Origin of the sequence: Paenibacillus farraposensis, assembly GCF_020736845.1 — a bacterium.
Lineage (GTDB): Bacteria > Bacillota > Bacilli > Paenibacillales > Paenibacillaceae > Paenibacillus > Paenibacillus farraposensis.
On the sequence record NZ_JAFFQR010000112.1, the window covers coordinates 798,911 to 818,968 of the forward strand.

22 protein-coding genes and 1 pseudogene are annotated in these 20,058 nt (G+C 50.0%); 3 read left to right on the forward strand and 20 right to left on the reverse strand.

The annotated features are described in order from the left end of the window. The 8 genes and pseudogenes from JO375_RS22535 to JO375_RS22570 all read right to left on the reverse strand — a co-directional run. Positions 1–536: pseudogene (locus tag JO375_RS22535) on the reverse strand (IS3 family transposase); the annotation flags it as partial. A gap of 198 nt (positions 537–734) precedes the next feature. Further along, positions 735–2,363, reverse strand: coding sequence for a chaperonin GroEL (gene groL / locus JO375_RS22540; RefSeq protein WP_229526550.1), 1,629 nt, complete (start codon positions 2,361–2,363; stop codon positions 735–737). 72 nt (positions 2,364–2,435) lie between these two features. Next, the gene (groES, locus tag JO375_RS22545) at positions 2,436–2,717 is read right to left on the reverse strand and encodes a co-chaperone GroES (RefSeq protein WP_229526551.1); all 282 of its coding nucleotides are present in this window, start codon (positions 2,715–2,717) and stop codon (positions 2,436–2,438) included. Between the two features lie 286 nt (positions 2,718–3,003). Next, positions 3,004–3,771, reverse strand: a complete 768-nt coding sequence (gene tatC / locus JO375_RS22550; RefSeq protein WP_229526552.1) for a twin-arginine translocase subunit TatC — start codon at positions 3,769–3,771, stop codon at positions 3,004–3,006. Positions 3,772–3,886: 115 nt separating this feature from the next. Continuing rightward, positions 3,887–4,138 carry a twin-arginine translocase TatA/TatE family subunit gene (locus JO375_RS22555; RefSeq protein ID WP_229526553.1) on the reverse strand — a complete coding sequence of 84 codons (252 nt, stop codon included), beginning with the start codon at positions 4,136–4,138 and terminating at the stop codon, positions 3,887–3,889. A 102-nt stretch (positions 4,139–4,240) separates the two neighbouring features. Then, complete coding sequence (locus tag JO375_RS22560) at positions 4,241–4,723, reverse strand: MogA/MoaB family molybdenum cofactor biosynthesis protein (protein WP_229526554.1); 483 nt, start codon at positions 4,721–4,723, stop codon at positions 4,241–4,243. Between the two features lie 112 nt (positions 4,724–4,835). Continuing rightward, the gene (moaC, locus tag JO375_RS22565) at positions 4,836–5,324 is read right to left on the reverse strand and encodes a cyclic pyranopterin monophosphate synthase MoaC (protein ID WP_229526555.1); all 489 of its coding nucleotides are present in this window, start codon (positions 5,322–5,324) and stop codon (positions 4,836–4,838) included. A gap of 38 nt (positions 5,325–5,362) precedes the next feature. Beyond that, positions 5,363–6,016, reverse strand: coding sequence for a 5-formyltetrahydrofolate cyclo-ligase (locus JO375_RS22570; RefSeq protein ID WP_229526556.1), 654 nt, complete (start codon positions 6,014–6,016; stop codon positions 5,363–5,365). 268 nt (positions 6,017–6,284) lie between these two features. Between JO375_RS22570 and JO375_RS22575 the strand changes: the two genes are divergently transcribed. After that, positions 6,285–8,249 (forward strand): ABC-F family ATP-binding cassette domain-containing protein, encoded by a 1,965-nt coding sequence (locus JO375_RS22575; protein ID WP_229526906.1) that lies wholly within the window; start codon positions 6,285–6,287, stop codon positions 8,247–8,249. Positions 8,250–8,761: 512 nt separating this feature from the next. Here JO375_RS22575 and tsaD read toward each other — a convergent pair. The 4 genes from tsaD to tsaE are packed head-to-tail and all read right to left on the reverse strand — an operon-like array spanning position 8,762 to position 11,675. Continuing rightward, complete coding sequence (gene tsaD / locus JO375_RS22580) at positions 8,762–9,826, reverse strand: tRNA (adenosine(37)-N6)-threonylcarbamoyltransferase complex transferase subunit TsaD (protein ID WP_229526557.1); 1,065 nt, start codon at positions 9,824–9,826, stop codon at positions 8,762–8,764. After that, the gene (gene rimI / locus JO375_RS22585) at positions 9,823–10,338 is read right to left on the reverse strand and encodes a ribosomal protein S18-alanine N-acetyltransferase (RefSeq protein ID WP_229526558.1); all 516 of its coding nucleotides are present in this window, start codon (positions 10,336–10,338) and stop codon (positions 9,823–9,825) included. Before rimI ends, tsaD begins: the two co-directional genes overlap by 4 nt. 17 nt (positions 10,339–10,355) lie before the next feature. Next, positions 10,356–11,192, reverse strand: coding sequence for a tRNA (adenosine(37)-N6)-threonylcarbamoyltransferase complex dimerization subunit type 1 TsaB (gene tsaB / locus JO375_RS22590; protein ID WP_229526559.1), 837 nt, complete (start codon positions 11,190–11,192; stop codon positions 10,356–10,358). A 3-nt stretch (positions 11,193–11,195) separates the two neighbouring features. After that, on the reverse strand, positions 11,196–11,675 hold the full coding sequence (gene tsaE / locus JO375_RS22595; protein ID WP_229526560.1) for a tRNA (adenosine(37)-N6)-threonylcarbamoyltransferase complex ATPase subunit type 1 TsaE: 480 nt from the start codon (positions 11,673–11,675) through the stop codon (positions 11,196–11,198). A 134-nt stretch (positions 11,676–11,809) separates the two neighbouring features. Between tsaE and JO375_RS22600 the strand changes: the two genes are divergently transcribed. Beyond that, a complete protein-coding gene (locus tag JO375_RS22600) occupies positions 11,810–12,340 on the forward strand; it encodes a cysteine hydrolase family protein (protein ID WP_229526561.1) in 531 nt (176 codons plus the stop codon). A 546-nt stretch (positions 12,341–12,886) separates the two neighbouring features. On the opposite strand, the gene JO375_RS22605 is transcribed toward JO375_RS22600, so the two are convergent. Continuing rightward, positions 12,887–13,066 carry an H-type small acid-soluble spore protein gene (locus JO375_RS22605; protein ID WP_229526562.1) on the reverse strand — a complete coding sequence of 60 codons (180 nt, stop codon included), beginning with the start codon at positions 13,064–13,066 and terminating at the stop codon, positions 12,887–12,889. Positions 13,067–13,119: 53 nt separating this feature from the next. Continuing rightward, positions 13,120–13,359, reverse strand: coding sequence for a hypothetical protein (locus tag JO375_RS22610; RefSeq protein WP_229526563.1), 240 nt, complete (start codon positions 13,357–13,359; stop codon positions 13,120–13,122). Between the two features lie 226 nt (positions 13,360–13,585). Between JO375_RS22610 and ku the strand changes: the two genes are divergently transcribed. Next, complete coding sequence (ku, locus tag JO375_RS22615; RefSeq protein ID WP_229526564.1) at positions 13,586–14,503, forward strand: non-homologous end joining protein Ku; 918 nt, start codon at positions 13,586–13,588, stop codon at positions 14,501–14,503. 36 nt (positions 14,504–14,539) lie between these two features. Here the strand turns inward: ku and JO375_RS22620 are convergent, their stop codons facing one another. From JO375_RS22620 to JO375_RS22645, 6 genes are all read right to left on the reverse strand, one after another. Continuing rightward, entirely contained in the window at positions 14,540–16,396 is a 1,857-nt protein-coding gene (locus JO375_RS22620) for an ABC transporter ATP-binding protein (protein ID WP_229526565.1), read from the reverse strand. A 20-nt stretch (positions 16,397–16,416) separates the two neighbouring features. Continuing rightward, positions 16,417–17,937: a nucleotidyltransferase domain-containing protein gene (locus tag JO375_RS22625; RefSeq protein WP_229526566.1), complete on the reverse strand. Its 1,521-nt coding sequence runs from the start codon at positions 17,935–17,937 to the stop codon at positions 16,417–16,419. An 83-nt stretch (positions 17,938–18,020) separates the two neighbouring features. Continuing rightward, the gene (locus JO375_RS22630; RefSeq protein ID WP_229526567.1) at positions 18,021–18,458 is read right to left on the reverse strand and encodes a lasso peptide biosynthesis B2 protein; all 438 of its coding nucleotides are present in this window, start codon (positions 18,456–18,458) and stop codon (positions 18,021–18,023) included. 2 nt (positions 18,459–18,460) lie between these two features. Continuing rightward, a complete protein-coding gene (locus JO375_RS22635; protein ID WP_229526568.1) occupies positions 18,461–18,763 on the reverse strand; it encodes a lasso peptide biosynthesis PqqD family chaperone in 303 nt (100 codons plus the stop codon). Further along, the gene (locus JO375_RS22640) at positions 18,714–19,790 is read right to left on the reverse strand and encodes a phosphoenolpyruvate carboxykinase (ATP) (protein ID WP_229526569.1); all 1,077 of its coding nucleotides are present in this window, start codon (positions 19,788–19,790) and stop codon (positions 18,714–18,716) included. Before JO375_RS22640 ends, JO375_RS22635 begins: the two co-directional genes overlap by 50 nt. Before the next feature lie 113 nt (positions 19,791–19,903). After that, the gene (locus JO375_RS22645) at positions 19,904–20,035 is read right to left on the reverse strand and encodes a paeninodin family lasso peptide (protein ID WP_229526570.1); all 132 of its coding nucleotides are present in this window, start codon (positions 20,033–20,035) and stop codon (positions 19,904–19,906) included. Positions 20,036–20,058: the final 23 nt, after the last annotated feature.

Below are 20,058 nucleotides of genomic sequence, written 5' to 3' on the forward strand. Positions count from 1 at the left end.
CATGCGGCTTTGTGTGGCTTATACTGCGCCACCGTGTACGTGGAAACCAGTCCTTGTTCTTTCATGATCCGGCTAATTCGGCGTCTGGACACCACGAATCCGCGTTCATGGAGCTTGAACTTGATCTTGCCGTGTGCCGTAGGCTTTTCGGTTTTTGTGGAAGATATCCACAACCGCTTCGGTCATATCATCTTCATGGACCCGTTCCCTGGCTTCATAGTAGAACGTACTTCTTGCCATTTGCAGGACGTCGCACATTGCTGATACTGAGTATTTATCACGATTGTTCTGGATGATAGCTACTTTCGTCCCATGATCAGCGCGGCTTGCTTTAAAATATCGACCTCCATCTTCAAACGCTGGTTCACTTTTCGCAAAGCCATCAGCTCGTTTTTATCTGAAGAACGATTGTCTTTCTCCTTGAAGGAGCCTGACGTCTGAGCTTGCTTGATCCAGCGATCTAAAGCTGAAGCTGTGAGTCCATATTCCTCCACAATCGCTGCCCGGGATTTCCCGTTTTCATAGAGTTGCACCATTTACTTTTTAAATTCTGAGGTGAAGGTTCGCTGTTGTTGTTTTGGCATTTATTTTTCTTGTCCAACTAAGTGTAGCCGATCCAGAACTTCAATTTCCCACAGGAAGCCCCCACTATGCAAGAAATGTGATTTTATAAAAAAAGGCTCCCTCTCGGGAGCCTTATAAATAGCGGTATTACAGGGTTTTCAGACCCGTTTTTACATCATGCCGCCCATTCCACCCATGCCGCCCATATCTGGAACTGCAGGAGCTGCTGGTTCTGGCTTGTCAGCGATAACCGCTTCGGTAGTCAGGAACATAGCCGCTACGGAAGCTGCGTTTTGCAGTGCGGAACGAGTTACTTTCGCAGGGTCAACGATACCTGCATCGATCATGTTCACCCATTCGCCAGTAGCTGCGTTGTAGCCTACGCCTACTTCTTCGCGTTTGAGACGCTCAACGATGACAGAGCCTTCTTCGCCTGCGTTAGCAGCGATCGTACGGATTGGAGCTTCCAGAGCGCGCAACACGATGTTTACGCCTGTTTGCTCGTCGCCTTGCAATTCAACGGCTGCAACCGCACTGTATACGTTCAGAAGCGCTACACCACCACCGGATACGATACCTTCTTCAACCGCAGCACGGGTTGCGTTCAGGGCATCTTCGATGCGCAGTTTGCGTTCTTTCAATTCTGTTTCCGTAGCCGCACCAACTTTGATTACTGCTACACCGCCAGACAATTTAGCCAGACGCTCTTGCAGCTTCTCTTTGTCGAACTCGGAAGTAGTTTCTTCCAGTTGTGTACGGATTTGGCTAACACGAGCGTCGATGTCGGCTTTGTTGCCAGCACCGTCAACCACAATCGTGTTTTCTTTTGTGATACGCACTTGACGTGCTGTACCCAGTTGGTCTACGGAAGCAGATTTCAGGTCCAGACCCAGTTCTTCCGTGATCACTTGACCGCCTGTCAGGGCAGCGATATCTTGCAGCATTGCTTTGCGACGGTCACCAAAACCTGGAGCTTTAACAGCTACAGCGTTGAAGGTACCACGCAGTTTGTTGACAACGAGCATAGCCAGCGCTTCGCCTTCAACGTCTTCAGCGATTAGAACGAGCGGCTTGCCTTGTTGTACGATTTTTTCAAGCAAAGGCAGGATTTCTTGTGTGTTGGTGATTTTTTTATCTGTAATCAGGATATACGGATTGTCCAGTACAGCTTCCATTTTGTCCGTATCTGTAATCATGTACGGGGAAATGTAGCCACGGTCAAATTGCATACCTTCAACGACTTCCAGCTCTGTTGCAAAACCGCGGGATTCTTCAACAGTGATAACACCGTCTTTGCCCACTTTTTCCATAGCTTCAGCGATCAGCTCGCCTACTTCATCATCAGCAGCGGAAATTCCGGCTACTTGTGCAATGGATTGCTTGCTTTCGATTGGTTTGGAGATAGATTGCAGTTCAGCAACAGCCGCTTTAACCGCTTTGTCGATCCCTTTGCGGATACCGATCGGGCTTGCGCCAGCAGTTACGTTTTTCAAACCTTCAGTGATGAGGGCTTGAGCCAAAACTGTAGCCGTAGTTGTACCGTCACCAGCTACATCGTTCGTTTTGGTTGCTACTTCTTTAACTAATTGAGCACCCATGTTTTCGAACGCGTCTTCCAGCTCAATTTCTTTTGCAATCGTAACACCGTCATTGGTGATAAGCGGGCTTCCGAATTTTTTCTCGAGTACAACGTTGCGGCCTTTCGGTCCGAGTGTTACTTTAACAGCGTTAGCCAATGCGTCTACCCCGCGCAGCATGGAGCGGCGAGCGTCTTCACTGAATTTAATATCTTTAGCCATTTGTGTAAAACCTCCCTATGGATTATGAATGAGTCGTTCAATTCCTATATTCAGATCCTATCCGGATTCCGGTTAACCGATGATCGCGTGGATATCGCTTTCTTTCATAATCAAATATTCTTTACCATCATATTTGATTTCCGTTCCAGCGTATTTAGAGAAAATAACACGGTCGCCTTCTTTTACTTCCAGAGGAATACGGGCACCGTCTTTCAATGCGCCTGCACCAACCGCGATAACTTTGCCTTCTTGCGGCTTTTCCTTGGCAGAGTCAGGAAGTACGATCCCGAAGGAAGTCGTTTGCTCTTGCTCAATTGCTTCCACCAATACGCGTTCACCCAAAGGTTTGATCATGAAAAAATAGCCTCCTTATTAAGTGTTTTCTCCTGTAATTCGGTTGTTATGCTGTATGTAATTAGCACTCAACAGTCGTCAGTGCTAACAACCAACTTTATGATACTCAACTTGAGATTGAATTTCAAGTCCCTAATGTATTTTTTATGGGAATTTTTACGGACAGCTCCTCACAATTATTTCCATCTGTCTTAAAAATAACCGTTCTATAACCGGACAATTATGTTTAAGACATGAATACCTGCTTTTCATGATACACAGATGCAGCCAAACATGCCCAATCCCGTTAATCATGTACTATGCACATGTTGGCCTCCCGCTCCTCCTGTGCACGCAGTTGCCTGCGGTATACGACCGATGACAAAAATACACTCGCTTCATATAGTACCAGCAACGGGATCGATACCAAGAAATCAGATATAAAATCCGGCGGGGTAATGACCACCGCGACGAACACAAGCAGAAAATATGACATTTTCCGCCATTTGCGAAGCCTGATTGGAGTCAGAACACGAATTCCCGTCAGAAACATGACCAGCAAGGGAAGCTCAAACAAAAGTGCCACAGGCAGCACAATATTAAACATAAAGGTGAAATATTGCGCGATACCGTACGTTTCATGCAAGCCCATGCTTTTGGTGACCGATGATGTAAACTGCACGGCCATCGGGAAAATAATGAAATAAGCAAAAGCTGTGCCAACGATAAACAAAAGCAGCACATACGGCACATAACGCAACGTCGCACTCCGCTCTTGCGGCCGCAATCCGGGACTGACAAACCTCCATAGCTGATAGCACGCAAACGGCAGCGCTACCGCAATTCCGATGATCATAGCAATTTTCATGTAGATACCGATCCCGTCCCAAAAGGAAAAGGCATTCAGCTGAAAAGCCTGCGCCGAGCCGGAGCGAATAAGCCATTCATAGACAGGGCCCGCCACGAATAAGCCGCCTGCCAGCGCCAGGGCAAATACGATCAGCACATAAATAATTCTGCGGCGAAGCTCGCCCAGATGTTCCATTAGCGACATTTCATGCTCTGATGAGATCAAGCCCACTCCTCCTTTCCGAACGGAATGCTGTAGCTGCATCAGCCCTAAAAAATAAAGCCCTTCCCTGAAGAAGAGGCTCATGTTCATTGCAAGAAGAACGAATTAAAAACGAATTTTACGGCAACCGTTTATCCTCAGGCTGAGACTGAGCTTCTGAAGACACCAGCTGAGATGCTTGGACCGCATTATTTTTGGCGTCTTTACGCTCCGCCCGCTCGTCTTCGGATAATATATCGCGTGCCCCGTTTTTAAACTCACGGAATGTACGCCCCACAGCTCGTCCCAGCTCAGGCAGCTTGTTTGGACCAAACAGCAGCAGGGCCAGAATAATCAACAAAATATAACCCGGTGCTCCAATATTCGGCATGTACAGTAATCCTCCTTATGTTGACAGGCATTGAGTTCCTCTTTTGCCCGTACATCCCTTATGAATTCTTACGGGTATCATACCATACACAAATGCTGCCTTCTACCGGAACTGGCCTGTCACCATCAGAAGCGCCTCTGGAAGCTGGTCCATAATCGCTGCCAAATTTTCATGCACGCCTTTGGGCGTTCCCGGTAAATTTACGATCAGCGTACGTCCGCGTATTCCAACAATTCCTCGAAATAGCATAGCCGCCGGATTTTTCTGCATGACGTTCATTCTCATTGCTTCTGCCATGCCTGGCACTTCCCGTTCTACGACCCGCCGGGTTGCCTCGGGTGTCACATCACGGATGGCCAGTTCGGTTCCGCCTGTAGTCAATACCAGGTCTGCATGAAAATAGTCGGTCATTTCGATTAAAGCCGCAATAATTTCATCCGGTTCATCGGGAACGATCCGGTACTCTACAATCTCTCCGCCCAGTTCTTCTTCGACGAGCTCCCGGATGACCTGTGCGCTTGTATCCTCACGCTCTCCCCTTGCCCCTTTATCGCTGGCTGTCAGGATCGCCGTTTTCCACACCATAAGATCACCCTTCTCCTATCATGAAAGAATACTTTCTCTTCTGAAAATCAGAAACAGCCACGCTGCATCCTCTATCACATCACAGTACCCTCTCGGCGACACGTTATCTATGTCAAGGTTTCCGGTGGTCCTCCCTTTGAAAATCCCCATGCTTGCCGCCTGTTTTCGATTGCAGCATGGTAGGGCCGATGATCATATCTTTTTGCAGCGCCTTGCACATATCATATACGGTTAACGCTGCGGCTGAAGCCGCTGTCAAAGCTTCCATTTCTACGCCTGTTTTCCCCTCGGTCTTCACTTCGGCTTCAATATGAAGCACATCATGCCCATTATCGGAAAACATAATGTTTACACCTGTCAGGGCCAGCGGATGACACATCGGAATCCAGTCCGACGTTTTTTTAGCGCCTTGAATCCCGGCGACCTGCGCTACAGCAAGAACATCACCCTTGCTAATCCTTCCTTCTTTCACAGCCGTCAATGTAGCCGGATCCATCGTAATTTGTGTTACGGCGACTGCTGTGCGAACCGTAGACGCTTTGCCCGAAATATCCACCATACGAGCCCGTCCCTGGTCGTTAAAATGAGTAAAGGAATCCACGACTCCCTAACAGCTCCTTTCGCATCCAAAGCTTCGTTTTATTCGTCATTTGTCGATTTTGCATGATCACAATCTAAAGACCCGTCGGGGGTAAATAGCACATCCACGCTCAAATCCCCCGGCTCCATGGGCACTCGCTCCAGCAACTGTCCTGGCAGCAGCAGCGAGACATAAAGCGGACCTGGGCAGGCGCTGTTATGCTTCCCTGCCTTTACCTGTGCGGTAAAGCGGTCATAGTAGCCCCCGCCGTAGCCAATTCTGCCTCCCAGGCGATCAAAGGCCAGGCCGGGTACAACAACCCAGTCAATTTCCATCCACCTTGCAGGCAGCCATTCCTCGCATGTCAATGCAGGCTCAGGAATGTTCCAAATACCTGGCACGATATCTTCGTGTTGATCCATTTCTCTTAGCTCCATGGTCCGGGTTGCCGGATTCACTCTCGGGGCCAGAACACGATCCCCCTGCGACCAGCAATGCTCAATGAGGGGGGCCGTCGAAATCTCGCTGCCAAATGAGAGATAACTAAATAAGGTTAGCTTTTCCCCGTTCCTGTCTATTCTAAGCTGCTCCCATGCCTCGATTGCATGCCGACAGGCCGCAGCCGATGCTTTCTGCCTTGTCAGCAGGTTCATGGAATCACGCGCTTCCCTTTGTTGCCTTCGTAGCGCATTCTTCACACTACAGACATCCATCTATCCGCCCTCCTGCATGAATCGTCGAAAATGCTACAAAACGTTACAATCGTTTATTTGTAGTAAGTGCTGTACGTTGCAAGTTTTTTTCATTCTTTTTCAGTCCTTATTTAAGTTTATCATTGTTTATACAAATTGACTACACGCGGCTCAAGGGTTTACGAGGCAATAGCAGTGCAATAGCGGGTATTTTCATGTAAACTGGAAGGAAGGTACCTGCCGGGAAAGCAGGGAAACTGTGCAAAATGTAATGGAGGAACGATACGCGATGCTATTGCAAGTAACCGGAATTACAAAATCCTATGGAATTGAGCCCGTTCTGGACGGGATTAACCTTCAAATATTAGAACGTGAACGCATTGGACTGGTAGGTGTGAACGGTGCAGGCAAATCGACCCTGCTCAAAATTATCGCTGGTGAAATATCCTATGACAGCGGCCAAATTTTCAAGGCAAAGGAGACCCGCATCGGTTATCTGGCACAGAACAGCGGCTTGTACTCGGATCGCTCGATCTGGGATGAAATGATGCTGGTATTCGCCCCGTTGATTGAAACTGAGCAGGAATTGAGGCAAATGGAGCAGGAAATCGCTGATCCGGCCAATGCGCAGAACGAAAAGCGTTATGCCGATCTACTTGAGCGCTATGCACGACGGTCAGACTGGTTCAAGGATCACGGCGGCTATGAAATGGAGACCCGCATTCGCAGCGTGCTGCATGGCATGGGTTTTGGTTCATTCGCACCCGAGACGCCTGTAGCTACGCTGAGCGGCGGGCAGAAAACACGTCTTGCACTGGCACGCATTCTGCTGCTCGCTCCGGACGTGCTTATGCTCGATGAGCCGACCAACTATCTCGATATCCAGACCTTGACCTGGCTTGAAGACTATCTGCGCGGCTATTCCGGCTCTCTGTTGGTCGTGTCCCATGACCGATATTTTCTGGACCGGCTGGTAACGACGATTATTGAAATCGAGCGCCACCGCTCCACTCGCTATACAGGCAACTATAGCCGCTATATGGAACTGAAGGCTGCCGAGTATGAAACGAATCTCAAGCATTACGAAAAGCAGCAAGAGGAAATCACCCGTATGGAGGCATTTATACAACGTAATATCGTGCGAGCCTCCACAACCAAACGTGCCCAGAGCCGCCGCAAGCAGCTGGATAAAATGGAGCGTATGGATCGACCTATGGGCGATTTGAAAAAGGCTCATTTTTCCTTCGAAACCGCCTTTATGTCGGGTAAGGAAGTACTGGAAGTGCGCGATCTCTCCGTAGGGTATGAAGGTAAAGAGCCTTTATTCCGGCATGCATCCTTTGACTTAAAGCGTGGAGATACGGTGGCACTGATCGGTCCGAACGGAATCGGAAAATCGACGCTGCTCAAGTGTCTGACCGGAACGCTCAAACCTGCTGCCGGCTCCATTCACTGGGGCACGAAGATCAAGATTGGACTGTATGACCAGGAGCAGACGAATCTGAACCCGGCCAATACCGTGCTCGAGGAGCTGTGGAGCGAATACCCTCATATGGAGGAAGCACGGATTCGTACGGTTCTGGGTAATTTCCTGTTCAGTGGCGACGATGTGCTAAAAAAGATAGCGACATTAAGCGGCGGGGAAAAAGCCCGCGTGTCTCTGGCCAAGCTGATGCTTCGCGAAGCAAATGTGCTGATTCTCGATGAACCTACCAACCATCTGGATCTGTTCAGCAAAGAAGTGCTGGAGGCTGCTTTGATGGACTACGACGGCACACTGTTATTCATTTCCCATGACCGTTATTTCCTCAATAAAATGGCAGAGCGTGTTATTGAGCTTCATCCTGAAGGAATCCAACATTTCCTGGGGAATTATGATGACTATGTAGCCAAAAAGCTGGAGCTGGAGGAAATAGCCCAGGAAGCTCAACAAAGCGGTCAGGCAGCACGCAGCAAAACATCGACTGCCTCTACATCGGCAACAGGTGAGACACCACCTAAATCACGCGCTGCCATCTATGCGGCAGACAAACAAGCCAAGAGCGAGGAACGCAGCCGGCAGCGTAAGCTGGAAGCGCTGGAAAATCAAATCAAAGCGCTGGAAGAGCAAATTTTGGGATTGGAGGAGCAAATGACGCTGCCAGAGATTTATCAGGACTACACGGCGCTCCAGGATATTCAAGCCCAACTCGACAATCATAAACAGGAGTTGGCTCAAACCTATGCGTCTTGGGAAGAACTGTTGGATAATTAAAGACTGCTGCTAACCTTTTAACCTGAAAATTTCACATTTCCCTCTTCCATCTTTTTGTACACAGGAATATCCACAAATCATATAAATGGACGATATTGAAAAATGGCCTTTTGGGCCATTTTTTTATTGCCCAAAAGCCATCTTAAAGTGAAAACCAAATTTATCCACCGCTCTATCCACATTATCCACAGATTTCATTATAGATAAAAGCACAACATATCCCCGGGTTTGCGATCTGCCAAAAGTCTTGGTCTGCTTGCTTCCAGCTTGATTATCCACATTTCCAATGGTATATGTGGATAACTTTGTTCACAACTTGACAAATCATATTATTATTCAGGGAGTATTCAATGCTCCGATTTTTTTGATGAATCCTGAAAGAGCGTGAAGGATTGTGGCGAATCATGCGGGAGGATGAGATGCTATTTATGGACCAGCTCAAATTCCTTTAAATATACCACTTGAAAAAAAAGACACGACCTCAACTGTGTCGTGTCTTGCTCATTTTTCAATTAAGATCGGACAGACCATTCCTCCAGAGACAGCCCTGGGTCTGCCTTCATATCCAATGAGGTAAATTCGCCGCGCTTCCACTTGGCGTAGGCCGCAGCACCGATCATGGCTGCATTGTCTGTACAATATTTCATGGATGGTACAAGCAGCTCGATTCCTTCACGCCCGCAGCGCTCACGCAATGCTGTACGCAGTCCGCGATTGGCGGCAACCCCCCCGCAGAGCAGGAGCTGCTTCGCATGGTATTCATGCATGGCACGAATCGCTTTTTCGACCAGCACCTCTACTACCGACTCTTGAAAGCCTCTTGCGATCGCTCCGGCTTGAACGGCTTCTCCGCGCATTTTCGCCTGATTAATCACATTCAGCACCGCAGATTTCAAACCACTAAAGCTGAAATCATAAGAATCCGGCTCCAGCCATGCACGCGGTAAAGTGACAACTTCCTCCGATTCATGAGCCACCCGATCCACATGCGGACCTCCGGGATACGGAAATCCAATGGCTCGCGCTACTTTGTCATAGGCTTCCCCGACCGCATCATCCCTTGTCCGGCCAATGAGTTGAAAATGGCCTTCGGACTTCATCAGCACCAGCTCTGTATGCCCTCCCGACACCACAAGCGCGATGCACGGATATACAATATCGTGCTCCAACTGGTTGGCATAAATATGGCCCGCGATATGATGCGTCCCGATCAGCGGCTTGCCGAACGCCATGGCGGTACTCTTGGCGGCGACAATACCAACCAGCAATGCGCCTACGAGGCCCGGTCCTTGCGTTACCGCAACTGCCGAAAGATCACGGGGCGCAATTCCCGATGCTCGTACAGCTTCGTCCAGCATATAAGTAATGCTCTCCACATGCTTGCGCGATGCCACCTCTGGCACTACACCGCCAAAGGCTTTATGTATTTCAATCTGGCTGGAAATGAGATTGGAAAGTACCTCTGTACCATTTTTCACGACGGAAACAGCCGTCTCATCACAACTCGTCTCCACGGCCAGTATATAGCAAGGCTCGCCGGAGGCGATGCCTGTACCTGCTTTTTCCTCTTGCATCATTGCTCCTGCACGCTTCCTTCCTGTCGATCAGATGCCTCATGCGCAGGGAGATCCGCCCACATGATCACAGCATCCTCGTTATTATCCGAATAATAGCCTTTGCGGATACCCGCGGGCTTAAAGCCCTTTTTCTCATACAAGCTCTGGGCAACCCGATTCGTTACCCGTACCTCCAGCGTCATACGCTCCATTCCTAAATAGGAGGCGGTTTGCATCAACTCATCCAACAGCCTGTCTCCAAGCTTGCGCCCGCGAAAAGCCTCGCGGACGGCGATATTTGTAATATGGGCCTCATCCATAACCGTCCACATGCCCGCATAGCCGATGGCTTGCCCGTTCAGCTCCATAATCATATATTTGGCAAAATGATTCAGTGTCAACTCATTGCGGAATGCTTCCTCCGTCCACGGCAGCGTGAACGCTTCATGCTCAATCTCCAGAACATCGGGAATATCATCCAGCTGCATCAAGCGAAACTCAAGCTTCTCTTTCTGCTGCATGTTCTTTGCCATGTTGTTCACCGCTCTCTTTAGTGCTGGCGAAGCAGATTGGCCTCCGCCTCGGCCAGCTGGGTATAGTTCGGAACCAGCGTATGTAGGTCGTCATGTTCCTGACGGAGCAGCTTATCCGCCCCAAGACGGCCAACCCATTTTCCTTCCAGCTCATAGGGTACGATACGAAGCTTGCTCCATGCGCGCAGGCGCTCGGCTGTTTCGGCGTGAATTGCCGTTTCACCGACCAGCCAAATAGCAGCAGGACGCTTTTCAGAAGGCAGCGCCTCCAGCCGTTGCAGCAGGTCCTCGGTCCAGGCGGACATCAACCGGATGGCATCCGGCTCCAGCCGCTGCGGGATGTCTGCACCGCCTTCCGTGTGCACGGCGAACAGGCCTGTGTAAACCTGTCCACGACGCGCATCCAGTACAGGCACAATCCAGTCAGCTGCCTGCCCTCCAGCCGGGCCGTTACTTGCCAGCCCGCCTTTCCCTTCTTGCTCCTGCATCACAGCACCACGATTCCAGCCACCCCAAGCCAACGCGTGTAAAGTGGATATGGAAGTCACCGGGACACCCCAGGCCCAAGCGAGTGTTTTGGCTGCAGTCACCGCAATCCGAATACCGGTGTAAGAACCCGGTCCGACACCAACAGCGATACCGTTCACGTCATCGCGTGTCAGCCCTTCTTCGTTAAGAAGCCGCTCCAGCTCGGTAATAACATGTACCGAGTGATTTCGTTCGCCATAAACGTTGCTTTCGCGCAGCAGCTCTGTTCCGTTCATCAGGGCAGCCGCCATCACGGTCGTCGCTGTATCTAACACCAAAAACCGCTCACGCGGTTTTACATTTATATCTGTATGCTCTCTTTGCATGGTTCAAACTCCATTCTCCCGCAAACTGCGGCACCATTGTTCATAAGGCTCGCCATACCCGGTCAAATGAATCAAGCGCTCCCCGGTATCTGTCGTTTCTATATAAATGTGAAGCCTCTGCTCCGGCAATATATCGGGTATAATACTGCCCCATTCCACCAGACATACTCCTGTTCCGTAAAAATACTCATCCAGCCCGAGGTCCTCCGCCTCATCCTGGTTGATGCGGTACACATCCATATGGTACAAGGGCAAACGGCCTTCATACTCCTTGATGAGCGTAAAAGTCGGGCTGTTCACGATACCCGCAACACCCAAATGGCTGGCAAAAGCTTTGGAGAAAGCAGTTTTACCTGCCCCCAGATCTCCGTCCAGCACGATCACCGTTCCGGGAACGGCCAGGGCTGCCAAATCACCCGCCAAAGCCCCGGTCTGCGCCTCGGCAGCAGAACGAAATGTATACTGTTCCTGCGAAATTGTCATGTCTTTTAATCACCTTTCGTCCACAACGGACCGTTCCAACTTGTTTTTAATTATATAGTTCACCTTATGTCGCCGCAAGGCATGAAGACATGCCATTGTATGTTAAGTAAGACACACAAGGAGGGAATGAACAGATGGGACAAAACGTTTTACTCATGATTGATGTACAGCAGGCTATGTTTATGTATGATGAAAAGCTGTATCGTGAGCAGGAAGTTGTAGCGAATTTACAGCAGATTTTGGCCAAAGCCAGAGCGGCAGGCACACCGGTGATTTTTGTGCAGCATACCGATGAAACGGATGAGGATTACCGGGAAAACAGTGCAGGCTGGGCCATCTCTGGCGTCGTGCATCCTCTCCCTCATGAACGAGTTGTCCGCAAAACATCCTGGGACAGCTTTTACCAAATTGAGTTGCTGCATGTGTTTGAGGAAATCGGAGCCGATCAGCTCGTAATTGCGGGGATGCAGACCGAGTTTTGCCTCGACACCACTTGCCGAAGCGCCTATGGTTTGGGATATCAAAACCATGTACTTGTATCGGATGCGCACAGTACATTTGATAACAAGGTGCTAAGCGGCGAACAAATTGTAGCTCATCACAATGCGGTGCTTGGCAATCGTTTTGTGCGTTTGCTCGCGGCTGCGGATGTACATTTTGCGTGAGCTTGACCATCATAAAAAATAGCCACAGTTTCCTGCAAGACCGCGGCTATGTACGTCTATTCTGTTTTTAGCCCTGTATCAGTTCACTGTACAGAGGGGTCAGAGCTATGTATGCAACCCTAATACTAACTATTGTTTTGAAACGGAGTATTTACGAAGAATACTAATCTGTTCCAAAGAGCACTTGCCATTTGCAATATCTACAATAAATTCAACAGCCGATAGACGCTCCATCTTTAAATGATATCCATCAGTCGGTCCCTTAAATCATCGAATATCCCCATTCGATCCCATCGCCTTGTCCTATCTTTCGAGAGTAACGTTTCAGTGTCGGTTTTTCCTGATTCAACCTGATCGCTCCATTCATTTTCAATGTCCTCCTTTCATATTATGATGATCGCTCTCTATAAAGTTATAACATACCATATTAAAAAGCGCCTTTTGGGGCGCTTTATTAGTGTGCTATAAGGTGACTATAATGGATAAACCTCTGGAATATTGATGCTCAGCGCCATAGATAAAGACCAGATGCTTGCTGTCCATCTCCTATTGTTCTTTGAGACGATCCACACTTACGGTTTGGGTATTGCCAGGTCTGCTGCCTATCTGTACGGTTGCCATACCGTTCGCTTCGTCAACATGCTCAATCCAGATCGGTTTGCCGTCCAGTTGTACGGCAATGGTATCGGATGAATCATAAATGGCTTTTGCTCGTTCTGCGTTCATGCTATTCTTCTCCTCCTGATGGATTGTTTTTTATCAAAATCATGTTCACCAATTTAGTCCTCATCTATAATCCGTTCATAGTCCAATGAAGGGATATTATGAGAAGGCGAACTTGAAACCACAGCCTCCAAATCCACATGACCCACAGCTACGGGAAAAGGCGGCCGGACCCCATGGGAACGGGCAAACTCGGGCGGCAATGCATCCTGTTCGCCTCCAGCGGGCCCCCGAAAGGCGATATGACTTTGACCCAATCGATGACGGATCTGCCGAGGATAGGATTTTCCAGGCATAAAATGTGTACCTCCTTTTGAATCGGATATGCCTTACTATGCACCAAAAAAACTGCAACCATGCGGCAAGCAGCAGAAATTTGCAGCCTTCATTTACACCTCATACAATCCTTTGTATGAAGCATACTAGATGAAACTTTCCAAGTGAAAAATGATATGCTCACAACCAGGACGTCCGGAATCGAATGATGCAAATGACTGATGAAAAAGGGAGGGCTGGGACGGTATGCATACGGTCTGGAAAGGCGCCATCAGCTTCGGGCTGGTTCATGTGCCTGTTAAAATGTTTTCAGCTACGGAGGACAAGGATATTTCCATGCGCTACATTCATAAGGAATGCGGCAGTCCCCTTAGCTATGTACGAAAGTGTCCCGTTTGTGACAAGGAGGTTGAATGGGAGGAAATTGGAAAAGGCTACGAATATGAAAAAGGGAAATTCGTCATGTTCGACAAGGAGGAACTGGAGCAGATCAGCGGACAGGCCGATAAAAACATAGTCATTCTGGATTTTGTGGACTTACAGGAAATCGACCCGATTTATTTTCAAAAAACGTATTATTTATCCCCGGATCAGACGGGCTCCAATGCATATAAGCTGCTCATGAATGCAATGAAGGATACCGGAAAAATCGGTATTGCCCAAATTGCTATCCGCTCCAAAAGCAGCCTGGCAGCTATTCGAGTGCTGGATGAGTGTTTGGCAGTAGAAACGATGTTTTACCCGGATGAAATTCGTCCAATTGCTCAAGTCCCCAACTTACCGGGCCAGGAGGAGGTTAAAGAGAAGGAGCTGACGATGGCAAAAATGTTGATTGAACAGCTATCTACACCGTTTGATGCGGCAAAATATACCGATCAGTATCGTGAGCGTCTGCTGGATCTCATTCAGCATAAAGTGGCCGGAGAAGAAGTGCGAGTCGCTCCAACCCAGCCGCAGACAAATGTGGTGGATTTAATGGCCGCCCTGCAGGCCAGTATCGAGGCAGTGAAGCCTGTTGCTGCCGACCCCGGCCCTGCTGCTGCGAAAAAACGCCCTGCGCGTAAACCGGCTGCGTCTACAGCACAGCAGACGGCCGCAGGCGATGGCCTCTCTCCGGCTCCGATCAAAAAAAGAAGAAGCACCGCCAAACGAAAAGAAACTTGAGAAAAGAAGAACAGCTCAATAAAGCAGGAAAGCAGGCTAAGGAGTGGCGGCAACACTGCTTTGATACGACAGCAGTTGGCTAAACGCCCCCCGCTCCTCTTCTGCCAGCTCCCGATAATTCCCCTGCTGTATGACCTCACCTTGCTCCAGCACGACAATCTGATCCGCATGACGAATCGTTGACAGACGGTGAGCGATAACAATCAACGTCATTTGGCCTTTCATCCGCTCCAGTGCCGCTTGAATAGCAGCTTCATGCTCCCCGTCCAGCGCACTTGTCGCTTCATCCAATATGAGTACCGGAGGATGATGCAAAACGGCCCGCGCTAAAACCAATCGCTGCCGTTCCCCTCCAGAAAGGCGAATCCCGCGATCTCCAATAACCGTATCCAGCCCCTCGGGCAGTCTGGCCACAAAGCTGTCTGCGGCGGCAAAATGCAGTGCCTTCCATAGATCCTCCTCGCTGGCATCCTTATCCGCCAGCTTCAGATTTTCACGGACAGTGGCATGGAACAGGAAAGGGTCCTGTGACACGTATCCAAACGATTGCCGCCATTCTGGCAGCAGTTCGTCATCCAGAACGTGTCCGTCAATTTTGACCTCCCCCTGAGTTGGACGCAGAAACCCCATCAGCACATCGACCATCGTACTCTTGCCTGCTCCCGATTTCCCGACTATAGCTGTCATCCCCCTGGCAGGGATGAACAGATTAATGTGGCGCAGTGCCGGCTCTGCTGCACCATCATAGCGGTAATCAAGGCCACTGCATTCAATTCCGCTGCGCAATAGCATGGGGGACCGTACAGATGCAGATCTATGAAGTACTGATGCATCGGGTGAAACGCGGGCCGCAGAGGATGTAACTGCAATCAACGACGGGTCTGAGAAAGCCTCGCATTCCTGCTGCACCTTGGCTACACTCTCAAAAGCAGACATCATGGACATGATATATTCGAGACTCGCCTGGATCAGAGCAAATCTGGGCCATAAGCGGGAAAAGATGAGAATCAGCACAATCAGCTTTTCAGGTAAGACATGCAGCCATTGCAGTGAGGCAAAAATAAGACAAACCACAAATACTGCTGCCGCCGTGCGATGCAAAAACTGTGTGGTGGCATTTTGCCGGACAAATTGGGTCGAATTATCCTCCATGCGTTGCGTAAGGGAGCGAAACCAATCGATATTTGCAGCCTCGAGCAGATTGCTTTTAATATCCTTCATTCCATTCATGTGATCGGTAATACCGGCAAAATAAATCTGTGAAAGCTCAGTGGTACGGTCACCGAGCTGCTTGGCATTTCGGATGGAGCGGCGGAACACGACAAACAGCCCCAACCCGCTTAGGAATACCAATCCGGTTAAAGAAGGGGACAACCAAAAAGCCAGTGCAACCTGAATCAGCGTAAAAATGACGGCTGTGGTGAGTTGAAGAAGCAAATTGGTTCCCTGACTGACACGTGCCAGCTCGGTCGTCATTACATGGCTAAAATCAGATTTACGCTGGCGCAAATAAAAAGTCCACTGCGCCTTCATAAAGGAGGTGTAGACGTCTATTCGAAGTGAGCGCATAAAACGCTGCTGAATCTGTGAGCTCAGGACAGATTGGTAGCGCTGAAGCAGGGCCTGTCCTGTAAGCAGCACCACAAAAAGCAGCAGCATCCCCGGCAACAGCCAGCTTTTTGGGATATTCGGCAAAAAATGATCAAAACCCTCGGACAGAAACGGCAATCCTGAATGACCGGAAAATACACCGATGGCCGCGAGCATTGGGACAAGCATATAAATGCCAAAGCCCTCAAGCAGGCTGATGATCATCATACAGCCGAGATTGAGAAATAGCGCACCGCCGTTCACGGTGTACAGCTTGGTTATATATAATCGCAGGTGAATCATAATGCACACTCCTCATCGGGTCAGTGCTTTGAAAATCGCCGTTTTAGCCAAAGCAATGGATGTAAAGGGATATACAAAAAATGCAGCTTGCGAGGCAGCGGCAGCATGGCCGGATCACTCGTAGAAGGAAACAAGCGGCTAATAAAATAAAGCAGTCTGTATCTTGGCTCCTTTAAAGCAAGCAAGTAAGCCCGGCTAATGGGATGAGGTGTGACCGCTGTAGCTCCAGCAACGGCAGGGCCGGAGACGGCTGCAGCAGCACTCGTCGTGGATCTGGCGATACAGCTCACAGCCGTGTTCACCGTGTTGCTGGTCGCGCTGCTGGCATCTTTCGCAGTGCCAGCGGCAACACTTAGGGCGCGCAGAGCAGCTTCGCCAAAAGCTCCGCCGACTACTGCACTGCCGACTGAGGCACCGCCATCCGAAGGGGCGGTTTCCACCGGCTGCGTCAAAGCCATGTTTTGCGAATGCTTTGACGCAGCCGTTCCATTCGCACCCGGCCCGCTAACCGGGTGCGATACGGGAACGCTGACCTGTATGAAGGCCAGCGCGCTCAGCGCGAGCCTGTGTGCCTGCCGGGTAGCGGCTATCGGACGCAGCGGCTCCGGGATCGGCGTGCCCAGCAGCGCAGCGGCGAGCGTACAGGCCTGCCCGCCCGCAGGCAGGCCACCATAGCGGCGCATGAGCAACGGCAGCGCCTCCCAATCGAGAGCGCAGGCGGCGAGTCTGTCGATGTCGACCAGCCAGCGCAGTGTAACCCAGCCGTGACGGGCCCCGTGAGCACTAAGGTACAGGAACTGATGCTCCCTACCGAGTGTGTATGTGCAGGTCGTCATCACCGTACGGTCGTCAGCGGATGCCGGTTGTACCCTCCACTTCACTCCAGATGATTCGATGAATTGCCGGCGGCTCCACAGCTCATCAAAAGAGGGTTCCCCGCCCGCATCCGGGTGAAGCCGCCAATGCAGCTCCACCTCTACCCGCTTGTGCGGATGAAGGAAGGAGATATGATGATCCTTCCACTTCCAGCTGCCAAGGACACGTGCTGCTCCGCTTTTGGACTCATAACCAGCTTCTTGTATCCAATGCTCGGCGTCATCCATGTCATTCGGCGCAATGAGTAAATCTATGTCACTCGAGGTACGTAGAGAAACATCCCCGTATAATTGCTGCGCCAGTGCAGGTCCCTTGAGGATAAGCACACGGATGCCGCGAGCCATGAGCAATCTCGTCAGACGCTCGGCTTCTGCCTGGAGATAAAGCATACGCAGCGTATTTCGGTGATACTGCGCCTGAAGGCTTCGCAGCAGCTCTGCGGGAATGAGCGGATAATTTGCTTTTTTCAGCTGGAGATATACCAGCGGTACGACCCGGTGATGCTCTGCCAGACGCAACAGACGGGCCCAATCCAGCCTATCCGGACGGGCGGCAGCGAACGTTTTTGACGATGGAGCAGCATCTTTGGGCAATAAAGAAAGTAATAGGGTTAATTCCTGATCCTCTTTCCAACCAGAAAGTTCCAGAAGAGAATTGGTGCACATGCTTTCTTCTCCTTTAATTGTTTGAATGTCCTGTTGTCTCAAGAACGGTCCTGGTCCTGATTGGCTGTATTCATATATGAAGCTTAAGCACGCCTCCCGAATATACCCACTACAGTAAACGCCTCCATCTCCCGTTCGCCTGTAACATAGAGTGGTCCGCTTCGTACCCATGCATGTGCCGCCAACTGTCCTGCAGCATTTTTGGCTGTGCCCAGATATAGCGTGCAATCCAGTTTTCTGCGTCCTAGCAACGTCATCGCGGCGGAAGCCTGTACCAGACAGGTACTGCGCCATGGGGTATAACGGCTTGCCAGCTCTACAGCGTGTGAAATATGGCGAATGGACTTTTCCTGCTGTGGATCACATGGCCAAGAGGTTTCTTCCATACTTTTCCCCCAATGGCCTGAGTAATTTTTAAAGGAACGAAGCTGGCGAAGCCTTGCCCAGCCCAGTGCCAGCCAGGCCTCCGGCAATAATCTCCTGACTTCTGGAGACAGAAAAAAAAGCCGCTGTATCCGCATATTTAAGCCGTCTCTCTCAGCAGCTTGAGCAGCCCTTCCCGCTCCAGCTCAGCTACGAAGGCATGTACCTGTTGTCTGCACTGCTCCTCGTCCACCTCATATTCATCCGTCAGGGCAGCCACGATCTCTCCGAGTGTAGGATTGGAATCCGCCAATTCCCAGATTCGTCCTCCTGTAAAGCCGAGGTTATAGTATTTTCCCGTGTTGATGCACATCATGACCTTTTCTCCGTCCATATCACTGACATAGACCTCTTCACTGTACATGACGTGGTAGTGATCCCTGGCTGCATTCATGGCTGCCATAGCTGTTTTCCTCCTTATGAATGATATCAAGTACCCGTTCTACAAGCTCGGACACGGTAAAAACGGAGCTGACCCTGAGCAGCCGCCAGCCTTCCACTTTCCGGGCCATTCGGGCAGCTGTTTCAAAATGCCACTCCCCTAAACCCATCCGTGCAATTGTTCCCCTACGATATGTATGCAGTAGTAATGTATGCAAGCACCCCAGTACGTTCAAGGGCTGTTCCGTAACCGCGGGCAGCTGGCTGGATGGCTCTGCCACAAGCTCGAATACGCCGCCCAGGGGAATCGGTTCGTTATAAAATTCGTCTACTGTAGGGACGGCATATTTATTCCATTCACCTATGAGCTTAAGCAGTTCCCCGTATTGTGGCAGCGCAGGATGTCCAGACGTTAAAACAAGCCTGTGCTTTTGGGGGCGCACATGCTTATTTCCCTGTAAAGACTCCAGTTGAAGCAGGCTGCTCATCCTCAGCTTTTGTTGCGGATAAGCGGGGTAAACGATGGGCCCGGATGCTGCAGCTTTTACAGCAATAACATCATCACTGGCCATCGGATAGCCTGCCTGTCTAAAAGCAGCAGCCAGCGTCGATTTTCCCGCACCGGATTCGCCTACAAAAGCGTAAGCCTTGCCCCCGATAACGACCGAGCTTCCATGAATAGGAAGTATCCGTCTTTGCATCAGCAGAACGCCCATGCATGAACCCAGCAGAAACAACCGCACAGTGTCCATATCGGCTCCGGGGTAAGGGCATACCTCAATCTCCCTGCCTTCCCTGACGGCAAAAATGGCTGTGCCGGGTATTTGCAACATAAAGCGCTCGCCTTGTATCACATAATTAGTCTGCTCAAGCTGATCGCTCCATGCTGTCAAATCCGCCTGACGAATGATAACATCCTCTGCTGCTTCCGATGCTGAAAGTACCAGTTCGGGAAGCTTCAGCTCACTCGTAATCCTGAGTCCAAAGGCTGTATATTGAGCCCAACTGGCTCTTGTACTCCTGTCATGCACGATAGACTCACTCCCCATGTCCTAAAAAAATCCCGCCTTTATTACCTTGAACAACTTCTTTAGTCCAAAAGAAATAAAGACGGTTCATCATAATTTTACCTTTATGACTGGCTTCAATGTATGACTATCAGTTAGCTTGGCGGATTAAAAAGATCGGCGTCGTGGTCAGACACCCAATCAATCTGTTTCCAGCCTCTCCCCGCCATGGTCTGGTTAATATCCAGCACCTCAATCGTCGGTTCCTGCCATTCTTTTTTATTCATCTCATCACCTCCCTTCCAAGTAA